General features: G+C 41.8%; 12 protein-coding genes. 1 reads left to right on the forward strand and 11 read right to left on the reverse strand.

Annotation, left to right across the window (positions count from 1 at the left end):
* Nucleotides 1-7: 7 nt before the first annotated feature.
* From G6W42_RS06545 to G6W42_RS06595, 11 genes are all read right to left on the reverse strand, one after another.
* Nucleotides 8-583: a cytochrome C gene (locus tag G6W42_RS06545; protein WP_194173395.1), complete on the reverse strand. Its 576-nt coding sequence runs from the start codon at nucleotides 581-583 to the stop codon at nucleotides 8-10.
* A 98-nt stretch (nucleotides 584-681) separates the two neighbouring features.
* On the reverse strand, nucleotides 682-1,104 hold the full coding sequence (locus G6W42_RS06550; RefSeq protein ID WP_021085058.1) for an EamA family transporter: 423 nt from the start codon (nucleotides 1,102-1,104) through the stop codon (nucleotides 682-684).
* Between the two features lie 51 nt (nucleotides 1,105-1,155).
* Complete coding sequence (locus G6W42_RS06555) at nucleotides 1,156-2,079, reverse strand: Dyp-type peroxidase (protein WP_194173396.1); 924 nt, start codon at nucleotides 2,077-2,079, stop codon at nucleotides 1,156-1,158.
* A gap of 23 nt (nucleotides 2,080-2,102) precedes the next feature.
* The gene (locus tag G6W42_RS06560) at nucleotides 2,103-2,798 is read right to left on the reverse strand and encodes a DUF4230 domain-containing protein (protein WP_002942821.1); all 696 of its coding nucleotides are present in this window, start codon (nucleotides 2,796-2,798) and stop codon (nucleotides 2,103-2,105) included.
* 56 nt (nucleotides 2,799-2,854) lie between these two features.
* On the reverse strand, nucleotides 2,855-3,688 hold the full coding sequence (locus G6W42_RS06565; RefSeq protein ID WP_194173397.1) for an MBL fold metallo-hydrolase: 834 nt from the start codon (nucleotides 3,686-3,688) through the stop codon (nucleotides 2,855-2,857).
* 92 nt (nucleotides 3,689-3,780) lie between these two features.
* Nucleotides 3,781-4,992 carry a threonine ammonia-lyase gene (gene ilvA, locus G6W42_RS06570; RefSeq protein ID WP_009293964.1) on the reverse strand — a complete coding sequence of 404 codons (1,212 nt, stop codon included), beginning with the start codon at nucleotides 4,990-4,992 and terminating at the stop codon, nucleotides 3,781-3,783.
* Between the two features lie 14 nt (nucleotides 4,993-5,006).
* Nucleotides 5,007-6,116 carry a tRNA (uridine(54)-C5)-methyltransferase TrmA gene (gene trmA, locus G6W42_RS06575; RefSeq protein ID WP_194173398.1) on the reverse strand — a complete coding sequence of 370 codons (1,110 nt, stop codon included), beginning with the start codon at nucleotides 6,114-6,116 and terminating at the stop codon, nucleotides 5,007-5,009.
* Nucleotides 6,117-6,118: 2 nt separating this feature from the next.
* A complete protein-coding gene (locus G6W42_RS06580; RefSeq protein ID WP_194173399.1) occupies nucleotides 6,119-7,822 on the reverse strand; it encodes a Na+/H+ antiporter NhaC family protein in 1,704 nt (567 codons plus the stop codon).
* 9 nt (nucleotides 7,823-7,831) lie between these two features.
* A complete protein-coding gene (locus G6W42_RS06585; RefSeq protein WP_194173400.1) occupies nucleotides 7,832-8,578 on the reverse strand; it encodes an SDR family NAD(P)-dependent oxidoreductase in 747 nt (248 codons plus the stop codon).
* Between the two features lie 8 nt (nucleotides 8,579-8,586).
* Nucleotides 8,587-9,798 (reverse strand): ankyrin repeat domain-containing protein, encoded by a 1,212-nt coding sequence (locus G6W42_RS06590; protein WP_194173401.1) that lies wholly within the window; start codon nucleotides 9,796-9,798, stop codon nucleotides 8,587-8,589.
* Between the two features lie 36 nt (nucleotides 9,799-9,834).
* Nucleotides 9,835-12,420 carry a bifunctional aconitate hydratase 2/2-methylisocitrate dehydratase gene (locus tag G6W42_RS06595; RefSeq protein ID WP_194173402.1) on the reverse strand — a complete coding sequence of 862 codons (2,586 nt, stop codon included), beginning with the start codon at nucleotides 12,418-12,420 and terminating at the stop codon, nucleotides 9,835-9,837.
* Between the two features lie 122 nt (nucleotides 12,421-12,542).
* Between G6W42_RS06595 and G6W42_RS06600 the strand changes: the two genes are divergently transcribed.
* Nucleotides 12,543-13,001 carry a methylated-DNA--[protein]-cysteine S-methyltransferase gene (locus tag G6W42_RS06600; protein WP_194173403.1) on the forward strand — a complete coding sequence of 153 codons (459 nt, stop codon included), beginning with the start codon at nucleotides 12,543-12,545 and terminating at the stop codon, nucleotides 12,999-13,001.

Here is a 13,001-nt window from a genome sequence, read left to right on the forward strand (position 1 = left end):
TTTCTCCTTATTTGCCTAAATTTACATCAGATGAGTGTTTTTGTAGGTACTCGATAACTAGCCACTCGTCTTTTTTCTCTATTGCGGTTCTTCCGATCATTGATTTTAGAAGTGACGGCCATTGATTTGCGTTAAAGTGCGTAGTTTGAGGTAACGCATGGCAAACGCCACAGCTCTCTTTATACATCTTATCAGCTTTTGCAAACATCGCATTTACATCGGTGCTAAAGCCATCTTTTTGAACAAAAACTGTTGTTTCTACCTCGTTCCATTTGCCGTTTTTGCCCTCTTTGATCACTTTGATATCAAAAGGTGCAGTTTTTGCAAATGCTACTGAGATGATCCTCGCGCCATCAGCAAAATAAACTACGTTGCTAACGGCTGGGTTTTGATAGCCTTTTACTTTGATCTGCGCTCTGTCGCCGCTTGTTTGTAAAATTTCAACTGCGTTGGTTGGTAGCAGTCTGCCTATACTTTTGTTTGAGCTAGCATCACTATAAACGTCTTTTACGACATCTGTATAGTTCATACCTGCACCAAATGCCGCACAAGCCACGATGGCTGAAAGAATGATTTTTTTCATATTTCTCCCTTTAAAATGAAATCGATCAAATTCTAGGGGCTTTTTGATTAATTACAAATTAAAATTAAAAATATACTTTAAGAATAACGCAGAAAATTTTATTTAAAAATGAGTAAAAACACGCCAGATACGATAAGGCAAACAGCTAAAATTTCTTTTAAATTTAGCCTCTCGCCAAGAAATATGACAGCCAAAATGATAGCCAGCACAACGCTAAATTTATCAACCAGCGCTACCTGATAGACTTTGCCTGCTTGCATAGCTTTAAAATACATAAGCCATGAAAGCCCAGTCGCCATGCCACTTAGTATGAGAAAGAGCCAGTTTTTGGGACTTAGCGAGCTTAGCGGTTGCCATTTTTTAGCCACACTTAAAAGCAAAACAAGCATCAAAATGACGACGATCGTTCTTATAAATGTCGCAAAATCGCTGTCGATGTCCTTTACGCCTAGCTTTGCAAAGATCGCTGTAAGTGCAGCAAAAACAGCCGAAAGAGCTGCGTAGATAAACCACTCTGGCATCTTTATCCTTATAAATTTAAAGGGGCAAATTTGCTTCGCCCCAAGCTAAATTTATCCCTCGTAATCGCCAAGCATATCAAGTGTAGGAGCAAAATATAAAGCCCCAGTTACTGGCGTACTAAAGTCAAGCAGCCTATCTGAGTTGCCTTTTGGCTCACCGATAAACATCTTTTTAAGCATAAGCTCAACCGTTGAAAATGTGCTTGCATAAGCGATGAAGTAAGTGCCTGTTTTGCTACCTTCAGTAAATGGCATATTACCACGCACGACCTTTTTATCGTCGCCGACATTTGCAGCAGCTGAGTGTGAATTTGTAGGTTTTACGCTCTCATCCATCTCGATGTCATACTCTTTTGAGCGGCCTATAACCTTTTCTTGCTCGCTTACGCTTGTAGCGTTCCACTCTTTCATTTTGTGGAAGTATTTTTGAACAAAAACGTAGCTGCCGCCTTTAAATTTAGCATCCTCTTTGCCGACTTTTGCAAAAAGATCTCTATCTTCGCCATCAGGGTTTTCAGTGCCATCTACAAAGCCGATGATCGCCCTGCCGTCGTGGTACTTAAAGCCTTGAGTCTCATCTGTAAGCTCTGCAAATTTAAACAAAACTTCTTTGATATTTTGCGCCATGTCAAAGCAATCAGCCGCGTTTAGCGCACGGATGTGGATGTGGATATCGCCCTTTGTGCTAACGGCTTCATGTTTATCACCTTTGATCGCTTTAAAATTTACAAGCTCTTTTGGCAATTCTTTTGAAATTTCAAGCTTTTTCCAAGCATCATGACCCACGCCAAGGACGCAATTTACATTTTCATTTGCGCCAAATCTAACTTTGGCAGTTTTATTTAAATTTACAACCAAAGCACAAAGCTTAGCAAAGCCCTCTTTACATGCCTTTTTGTCGCCTTTTAAGACCCATGTTTGAAAGACTGTGTTGTTACCAGGTGTTTGTGTGACCTCTTGTGAATTTATACTCATTTTTTCTCCTTTAAATTTAATTTTTATGCGATATTTTCTAAATTTAGTTGCTCGTTTATCTGCTCATCGCTATCATCAAAGACAAACTCGACCTTATTTGCACCAAAGCTCTTAGCTATCGCCTCAAGCGTATCGCGAGCTGATTTGTGGATTTTGCTTTGAAGCTGCGAGATAAGGCGAACGCTCATCTTTTTCACTTCATTTCTTGCCTCTTCGATTAGTCTATTTTTATCTTCTTCTGTAAAAGTGCTTCCAAAAAAGCCATTTAGCGAGTCAGGCAGCAAAAATGGTATAAATTTGCCGTTTTTCTCATCGTAAAATTTCATATCGGCGATTGAAAATTTATACTTACATGGGGGCATTTTTATCTTATAGCTAGAGTTTGCGATCTGCATGATCTCGAGCTTTGGGCTGGTTAGATCGTAGATAAAATTTATCTCAAACTCAAATATCATCGAAAGCTTCTTCTCGCTTACCAGCCACCTTAGATACTCTTTGCCAAAATTTCCAAACGCATGGTCGGTTTTTGTGACGATCTCCTTGCTATATACTTGAAAAACTGAAAGTTCGCCTATGCTTTTAAGCTGCGAAATTTCAGTGCTTACTGAGACATTTTCGCTATCATCTTTTGCCTTTTTTAGCGCCTTGTTTGACCTATAAAATGCAAATGCCAAAATAGCTAGCAAGATAGCTAATATCAAATTTGCGTATTCGCTCATATTTTCTCCTTTAAAGCCCGCATTTTATCCTAAATTTGTAAAGCAAAAGAAATTTATCACTCTGGCAAGGTGATAGGGCTCTTATAAGGCATATGAGCTCCCACTATCTTTGTAGTCTCGTCCTCCAAGCCATCAAGCACCTTTTCTCTTGTTTTGGCAGCTTGCACTGGATCTACATCATAAGTGATAGATATGCTTGGCTCGACCTCTTGCACTGCTAGGACGTGAAGAAGATCAGCTATAAAGATGATCTTGTCGTTATCTGCCTCAAAACTTATCATGTTGTGCCCTGGAGTGTGGCCGTAAGCTGGGATAGCTCTGATCTTTAGCGCCCCGTCAAATAGTGGCTTTTTATGGTCAAAAAAGCTCTTATCATCCTTATAAAGCGATAAAATTTCTTTTGTCTTTTCGTCTTTGCCCTTCATCCAGTAGTCCCACTCCTTTTCATCTATAAAAAGTTTGGCGTTTTTAAATGTCTTTTTGCCGCCATCTATGAGCCCACCTATGTGATCAGGATGAGCGTGCGTGATGATGACGTAGGTTAGATCCTCTGGCTTTATATTGCCAAAAGTTTGTAGATCATACTTTAAATTTTCCAAGCTATCTTCATAGCCGCTATCTATGAGCGCTGTGTAGTCATCACACTTTGCAAACATTACGTTGTGTTTGTTTGGTAAATTTTTAGTATTTACCACAAGCTCTTTTTGCGCCTCATCTTTGGCTATTAGCTTATCTACTGGCGCATCAGTCGTCTTTAGTGAAAATACATAAAGCTTGCATCCGCCCATAGCTCCTATCCATACTTGATCATTTTGTTTGCCAACCACCTCATCATCGGCACAAAAAGCTAAAGTACAAAACAACGCAAGGCTTAATAAACTCTTTTTCATATCTCATCCTTGAATAAATTTGTGAAATTTTAGTCCTGTAAATTTAATGAAAGTTAATGCTCGCTGCTTTAAATGGTAGCGAGCTTATGAATTTAGAAGAGTTGAGTGAAAGAAAAGCCGTTTTTATTAAGTGTATCTTTGATCTTTTCTTGATGCTCAAGACCCTTTGTCTCAAGCGTGATAGTGATGCTTGCATCGCCGTAGTCAAGCTTAGTAGAGAAGCGGTCGTAGTCGATCTTGACGATGTTTGCATTTGCTGATTTTAAGCTATCAGTTAGGCTCATGAGCGCTCCTGGCTTATCTACAAGTGTGATTTGCAAGGTCATCTTGCGGTGAGACTTGATAAGACCCTTTTCGATGATGATAGAAAGTACCTGAACATCGATATTTCCACCACTTAGAACCACGCCTATCTTTGCACCTTTTTTAAATTTGATCTTATCATGCATAAGTGCTGCCACGCCAGCTGCGCCAGCTCCCTCAACTACGATCTTTTGCGTCTCTAGTAAAAACAAAATCGCAGTTGCGATCTCCTCATCATCGACCTGCACAAACTCATCCACACACTCAACGATATTTTTAAGCGTTATCTCGCTCGCATCACGCACAGCGATGCCATCAGCTATGGTGCGAACTGACTTTGAGTTTATGCTCTTTTTAGCGCCGTAGCTGTTAAACATCGCTGGAGCGCCCTTTGCACCGACGCAAACGACCTTTGTTTTTGGATTGACTTGCTTTATACAGCTTGCTACACCGCTAGCTAAGCCACCGCCGCCAACTGGCACTACAACCATATCAAGGTCGCTTATCTCATCAAGCATCTCAAGACCCACAGTACCCTGCCCTGCCATGACGTACTCATCGTTAAATGGATGAACAAAGGTCATATCTTTTTCTTTGGCGTAATTTACTGCAAATTCATACGCCTCATCAAAGTTATCACCTTTTAAGATCACTTCAGCGCCAAGATCCTTTGTGCCAGCCACCTTTAGAAGCGGGGTTGATTCTGGCATGACGATGCAAGCATGCACGCCAAATTCTTTTGCGCTTATCGCCACACCTTGAGCGTGATTGCCAGCGCTTGCAGCCACGACGCCACGTTTTCGCTCCTCTTCGCTTAGGCTAGCTATTTTGTTATATGCGCCTCTTATCTTATATGCGCCGGTTCGCTGTAAATTTTCCTCTTTCAAATAGACATTTGCGCCCAAAATTTTACTAAGTTTTGCACTTAGCGCAAACGGAGTTTTATTTACAAAGTGACCGATCGTTATCTTTGCTTGGATTATTTTGTTTAATGAAACCATTTTCAACTTTCCTTTTAAAATTTATCTTTTGCCTCTAGTAGCACGCCACACTCAATGTGATGAGTGTTGGCAAACTGATCAAAGAGCGCAAATTTTATCACTTTATGGCTTTTAGTAAGCTCATTTAAATTTTCTTTTAAAGTCTCTGGGTTGCACGAGATGTAGATGATGTTTTTGAAATTTCTAATGAAATTTATGACACTTTCACTAAGTCCAGCACGTGGCGGATCGACAAGGACGTGCGAGAAGTTAAAGTCGCTCAAATTTATATCTTTTAGCCTATTAAACTCCCTAACGCAAGCAAATGCGCTCATCAGCTCATCAGCGTCCATACGCAAAAATTTGATATTTTCTACCCCATTTAGCTCACAGTTTTTAAGGGCATTTGCGATCGAGCTTTTTGAAATTTCAGTGGAAAGGACATTTTTAAATTCAAACGAAAGTGGGATAGTAAAATTTCCATGTCCGCAGTAAAGCTCCAGCAGGTCAGCGCCACCTTGCACGCACTCTTTTGCCCAAGCTATCATCTTCTCATTTACCGCTTTATTTGGCTGGATAAAGGCATTTTCACTTAGGCTAAATTTATAAATTTGCCCATCAACATTTAGCTCATCAACTAAATTTAGCTCGCCACTTAGCAGCTTTTGACCGCGAGATCTAGCTAAGATCATCACGTCAAGCTTGCTAGCTATAATTTTCATCTCCGCTTCAAACTCACCATCAAGCTTTTTATGATAAAGAAGCGTGACTAAAGTGCCACTTTTACAGGCGATAAACTCCACTCCAAAGAGCTTTGTGCGTAAAATTTCATCATTTTGTAAGCTCTCAAGTAGCCTTGGCATGAGATGTGAAATTTGCTCGCAAACCTTTGGACACTCATCTATAAAGACCCTTTTGCCTTTCTCGCTTGCGTGCATCGTATAGCTAAGCTTGCTGCCCTCGTGCCAGATGCCAAACTCAGCCCTCGTGCGGTAGTGCTTTGGGCTTGAGCTAAAAACATCAAATTTGCCATCATAAAATGGGGAAAAATTTTGCTTGATAAGATCAGTTTTAAATGAAATTTGCTCACTATAAGGGGTAAAAAGAGTGCATGATCCGCACTCTTTTAGGTATTTGCAGTCCAAATTTATGCCGCTTTCTCTTCGACTTTTTTGCCTACAAATCTAACCAAAGCCCAGATCGCTAAAAATCCGCAAGGAAGTGCGATCCAAACGCTAAGACCAAGTGCCACTGGCAAGTAGCCAACAAGCACACAAACCACGCAAACGCTAAGTGCGTAGATCATCTGCGTTGAGACGTGATCGATGTGGCTGCATCCTGCACCCATTGATGAAAGTATCGTAGTATCAGAGATCGGCGAGCAGTGATCGCCAAAGATAGCGCCCGTTAGAACGCTTGAGATATTTACGATCATATAAGCATGCATCGCGTCACCATCTAAGCCGTAGTTTTTGCCTACTGCATAAGCTAGCGGGATAGCTAGAGGCATCAAAATGCCCATCGTGCCATAGCTGGTGCCAGTTGAGAAGCTGATAAATGAGCCAAGGATGAAAACAGCCACTGGCAGGATAAATTTAGGCGTTGAGTCGCTTAGTAGATCGACCAAATATCTTGAAGTGCCAAGCTCTTTGATAACCGCGCTAAGGCTCCATGCAAGAAGCAAGATAACAACTGTGATAATCATAGTTTTCCAGCCCTTTACCCATGTGCTAATAGCCTCTTTTACATCAAAAATTTTGCGCCAAACGCCCATGACGATAGCTACTATACTAGCAAGAAGTGCTGCTTGAAATAGCGATGTAGCAGAGTCTGCTGCACCAAAAGTATCTTTAAATGTTGAAAACGAAAGTGGATTTGCAAGTGCATTTTTAAGAGTATCGCCCTCAAGTGCAGCAAGACCGCTAAAATAAAAGCTAGTAAATGCACCGATAACTAGCACAAGAAGCGGCACGATAGCATTTGAAGCGCTTAGTTTTACGCCTTCTTTTGGCTCAAGAGTCTTGTCTTCAAGGTCTTGAATTTGAGTTTTGCCTGAATGAAGCTCGCCTCTTCTAGCGCGTCTTTCAGCTGCTAGCATAGGGCCATACTCGCGTTGCATCAAGGCTGTGCAGACGATGAAAAATAAGATAAAGAGGTTATAAAATCTATATGGAATGGTCTCGATAAATATAGAATAAGCGTTTATGCCAGTCTCGCCGATAAGCTCGTAGCCCTTTTCGATGAGCGAAACCTCAAGTCCGACCCATGTCGAGATGATAGCTATACCAGCGATTGGTGCTGCAGTAGCGTCGATGATGAAGGCTAGCTTTTCGCGGCTTATTTTAAATTTATCGCTTATTGGTCTCATGATAGGACCAACAATTAGGGCGTTTGCATAGTCATCAAAAAATACAAAGATACCCATAAGCCAAGTTGAAATTTGAGCTGAGACGCCAGTCTTTGCCTTTTTGCTAAGCCAAAGAGCAACCGCTTTTGTGCCGCCCATCTTTGTGATAAGTGCGACCACGCCACCTATACAAAGCACTTGAAGCAAGATACCAGCATCGGTGCTATCAGCCATTGACTCAACCACTCTTGAGACGATGCCTGTAAAGCCTTTGATGATGCCCATAAAGACATTTTCATTAACGATATTTATAAGAAAAGTTCCACTAAAAACACCGATAAATAGCGACAAGATGACATCTTTTGTGATAAAAGCAAGTGCTATGGCAACAACTGGTGGTATAAGCGTGAAAACGCCGTAAATTTGTGCGTTTCTTTTGGCGACTTCTGGATCAACTCCAAAAAGCGCGACACTAAAAAATAGTAACAATAAAATTTGTCTCACATAAACTCCTTAAAATTTTTCTATCGCAAGTCCAGCCCAAGTCTGCGTATTTGCCATGACTTCGACCCTGTTTATATTGACACTTCCAGGCATATTTAGACAATTAACCAAAATAGTCGCGATATCCTCAGATGTGATGAAATTTGTATGCTCATAGATGCTATCAGCCTTTGCCTTATCGCCCTTAAATCTAACCTCGCTAAATTCAGTCTTGCAAAGCCCTGGCTCAATGTTTGTTACCCTGATATTAGTGCCAACTAGATCGTTTCTTAAATTTAAGCTAAACTGCTTTACAAAGGCCTTTGTAGCGCCATAAACGTTGCTGCCAGGATATGGCCACGAGCCAGCTGTTGAGCCAAGATTAAAGATATAGCCCTTTTCTTGCTTGTAAAGTAGCGGCAAAACGGCCTTTGTAGAGTAGATGAGACCCTTTACGTTTGTATCTATCATCGTCTCAAAGTCCTCAACCTTCGCATCTATCGTCTTTTCTTGTCCCAAGGCAAGCCCAGCGTTATTTACAAGCACTTCGATGTCCTTAAATTTATCAGGCAGGCTCTCTACCGCCTTAAAAACAGCTTCTTTGTCACGTATGTCAGCTACGATGATGTGCGTGTCACCAAGCTCGCTAGCTAGCTTTTTTAGCCTATCTTCGCGCCTTGCAAGAGCGACTATCTTGTAGCCCTCTTTTGAGAGTCTTCTAGCGATCGCCTCGCCAAAGCCAGATGTCGCACCTGTCACAAAAGCTGTCTTTTTCATATCTTTTCCTAATTAAAATTTGGCTTTAAACCAAGCTCTTCTAAAAATTTAATATTTTTTTCGTTTTTATCTTTAATCGCATAATCAAGCGCATTAAATCCAGCATCATCAGTGGCGTTCATATCAGCGCCGTTATCTATCAAAAGCTTTAAAATTTCTGGTGTCGCGTGAGCCGCTGCATGCATAAAAACGCTTCTGTTTGTATGCTCAAGGCCGCACGTATCCTCTACTTGCATCATGCCTAAATTTATCATATTCATCTTAGACTGCTCGTCGATATAGCTCTCGTTTGCATTTGCCCCACTCTTTAGCAAAAGCTCACAAAGAGGCGCATCCTCAAACTGCACAGCGTAAAAAAGCGCACTTTTGCCAAAGAAATTTTTGTGATTTACATCAGCTCTATTTTTAAGCAAAATTTTTACATTTTCTAAATTTTTAAGAGCAAAAAAGAGCGGTGTCTCATCGCCTAAATTTAGATCAGCCCCGCGCCTTATGATCTCTTCTATCATGTCGCCACTTTTGTCATTTAGCAGTGCGATATCAAGTAAATTTGTAAGCTCAGCGGTGCTGTAATTTTTAGAATAAAGCAAATTTGCAAGCTCGTCTTGACTTAGCTTTTGAGCCATCATCTTTTGCTCAGAAGTTAAAGTTTTAGCCTTATTTATCTTTTTGCCAACGCTAAAGCTTAAAAACTCATTTATCACGCTAGTAGCGTAGTAAGCGGCACTTGCACTATCAACGCCTAAAGCCTCATAAAATTTAACCAGCGGAGTTTGAGCGTTTTTATAAGCTTCGCTAAATTTTTTATATTTTAAAAAGTTAAACAAGCTCTCATTCGCCCAGTACCTAAAATACTCCATCTGAGCATCTTTTTGGGCTTCTGCGACCTCTGGTTTTTCAAGCTCTTTTTGATAAAGCTCAGGTGCAAACGAGGCTTTTAGCAAGTTCCATCTAAATTTATTTAAATTTTCTTTATAAACGCCCTCACCAACGCAGCTTTGAGACTCACTTCTAACTGCCACGCTTGCGTCAAAAAGCTCTTTTACCTCTTTTAAATTTAAAAGCGAGTCATCACAATAAAATATCCCCTCGTTCACGTAAGCAAGCTCTTTTGGAGTAGTTTTAAAGCTCTCTTTTTTAGCAAAGTCGCCACACTCTAATGCATGCAAATTTGCAAAAAGGCAAACGCTAAAAAAGAAGGAAAAAACTATCTTTCTCATCAAAGCTCCTTAAAATTTCGCGATATTGTAACAAATTTATATACTAAACTCGCTTATTTCATTAAAATTTAGGTATTTATAAATTTGATCTTTGTTTAAACTAAGGCTATCTCTTACTATTTTTTTATACTCACTAACGCTTGGCAAACGCCCTAGCAGCGCACATACAGCGGCTAGCTCGGCACTTCCTAGATAGACCTTTGCGCCCATGCCCATTCTGTTGTCAAAATTTCTTGTCGAGGTCGAAAAAACAACGGCGTTGTCGTTCACCCTTGCTTGATTACCCATGCAAAGCGAGCAGCCTGGCACCTCTGTCCTAGCATTTAGCCTCTTAAATATCTCATAAACGCCCTCATTTTCAAGCGTCTTTTTATCCATCTTTGTTGGCGGAGCGATCCAAAGTCTAGTAGTGAGCTTGCTCTCGCGCTCTAAAATTCTAGCCAGCGCCCTGTAATGCCCGATATTTGTCATACAGCTACCCACAAAGACCTCGTCGATATTATGCGCTCTTTTGCTATCAGCTAAAATTTCACTTAGCGTCGCCACGTCGTCTGGGTCGTTTGGACAGGCTAGGATCGGCTCATCTATCTGCGATAAATCAATCTCTAAAATTTCAGCGTAGCTTGCGTCCTTGTCGGCTCTTAAGAGAGTTGGGTTTTCTAGCCATTTTTGCATCTTCTCTTTTCGTCTAGCAAGCGTTTCATGGCTCTCATAGCCTGCTTTTATCATTGCCTCTATTAACGTAACGTTTGAGCGAACGTACTCCGCGACGCTTTCAACGCTTAAATTTACCACGCAAGCAGCCGCAGAGCGCTCAGCCGAAGCGTCACTTAGCTCAAATGCCTGCTCCACTTTTAGGCCCTCTAACCCCTCGATCTCTAAAATTTTACCCGCAAAAATGTTCTTTTTATTCTTTTTCTCAACGCTTAAAAGTCCCTTTTTGATAGCAAAATATGGTATCGCATTGACTAGATCACGAAGTGTCACACCCTCTTTTAGCTCGCCTTTAAATTTGATCAAAACTGACTCAGGCATATTTAGAGGCATCATCCCAAGCACCGCTGCAAAGGCCACCAGACCACTACCCGCAGGGAAGCTAATGCCAATAGGAAATCTCGTGTGGCTATCGCCGCCAGTGCCAACCGTGTCAGGCAAGACCATGCGGTTTAGCCACGAATGGATGACACCGTCACCTGGCCTTAGGCTCACGCCGCCACGCAAATTTATAAATTTTGGCAGGCTCTTTTGCATCTCAAGGTCGCTTGGCTTTGGATAAGCAGCTGTGTGGCAAAAGCTTTGCAAGACAAAATCCGCCCCAAAACTAAGGCTAGCAAGCTCTTTTATCTCATCTCTAGTCATCGGCCCAGTGGTATCTTGCGAGCCAACGGTCAAAATTTCAGGCTCCACGTAGGCCCCAGCTCTCACGCCAGCCTTACCACAAGCCTTGCCGACCATCTTTTGAGCGAGCGTATAGCCACCGCCTAGCTCTTTTGGCTGATCTGGCTTTATGAAAATTTGCTCCTCGCCAAGCCCCAAGACCTCTCTAGCCTTTTTGGTGACCTGCCTACCTATCATCAAAGGTATCCTGCCACCTGCTCTTATCTCGTCGCTTAGGGTGTTTGGGCTTAGTTTAAAATTTGCCACGAGCTTTTTTTCGTTGCCTGCAAGCTTGTAAATTTCGCCTTTAAATGGCCAAATTTCTATCTCATCGCCCATTTCTAGCTCATTTACGTTTGCAACTATCGGCAGTGCGCCGCTATCTTCGGCGGTATTAAAAAATATCGGAGCTATGGTCGTGCCGATCACGATGCCGCCAGTTTTTTTGTTTGGCACGCCCTCTATCTCATCGCCAAGGTGCCACTGAATAGAGTTTATACCGCTCTTTCTGCTGCTGCCAGTGCCGACCACGTCGCCCACATACGCCACGCTCTTGCCGCGACTTTTTAGCTCTTTTAATATCTCCAGCCCCTCAGGCATCTTTTTAACCAGCATCGCCTTTGCGTGAAGCGGTATATCAGCCCTTGTGTATGCCTCACTAGCAGGGCTTAGATCATCCGTATTTGTCTCGCCAGGCACCTTAAAAACCACTGCCTTTATGCACTCATCAAGCGGCTTTTTATGCCTAAACCACTCCGCATTTGCCCAAGAAGCAAGCACCTCTTTTGCAAATTTATTGCTGCTTGCTAGCTTTGCGATCTCGTCAAAATGTTCATGCACCAAAATGATATTTTTTAGCTCATTTGCCGCAGCTTGTGCGATATCTTCATTGCTATTTTTTAGCGCTCGCACCAAAATTTCCACATTGTATCCGCCAAGCATCTTGCCTAAAATTTTAATGGCACGAACCGCATCAAGCCCGTCTATCTTAAGCCCGTCTATCACCTCGCCAAGAAATTCTGCCTTTATCTTTGCCGCGTCATCAACGCCAGGATTTACGCGATTTGTGAGCAAATTTATAAGAAATTTTAGCTCATTTTGCGCCTTTTCATCGCCACTAGAGTTGCCAGCAAGTCTCATTAGCTCGCAAATTTCGCTTGTTTGCTTGGCATTTAGCGCAAGCGGTGGCACGCCCTCTTTTTCTCGCTCACTCACGTGTTTTTCGTAGTCGGTAAAAAAGCTCATAAATTTCCTTTGTGATTTTGCTCGTTTTTAGTCCAAAATCGCTGATTTTGCTTGCATTTTATCAAAAAGCAAAACAATCTAAAGTAAAATTTGCCCAAAAATTCAAATTTCAAGGAGCAAATGTGTCAAAAGCCTACCTAAAATCGCCCATTGGAATTTTAGAGATCGTTGCTAGCAAAAATGGAATTTGTGAGATAAATTTTGTAGATAAATTTGAAAAAGTTGCGGTAAAAGATGAAAATTTAAAGCTTTGTTTAGATGAACTGGAGGCCTATTTTAAGGGCGAGCTTAAAAAATTTAGCGTTAGGCTTGATGTAAAAACAACCAAATTTAGAGCCAAAATTTATGAAGCTTTACAAAAAGTGCCATACGGCGAAACGACCACATACGCAGCTCTGGCACTTGCCGCAGGTCACAAAAACGCCTACCGCGCAGCAGGCTCGGCAAATGCCAAAAACCCACTGCCTATCATCGTCCCTTGCCACAGAGTGCTAGCCAGCAGTGGTCTTGGTGGCTACTCAGGCGGCGAGGGTCTGCCAACTAAAATTTGGCTACTAGAGCACGAAGCCAAGCATAAATAA

It is taken from the genome of Campylobacter concisus (assembly GCF_015230015.1).
Lineage (GTDB): Bacteria > Campylobacterota > Campylobacteria > Campylobacterales > Campylobacteraceae > Campylobacter_A > Campylobacter_A concisus_AF.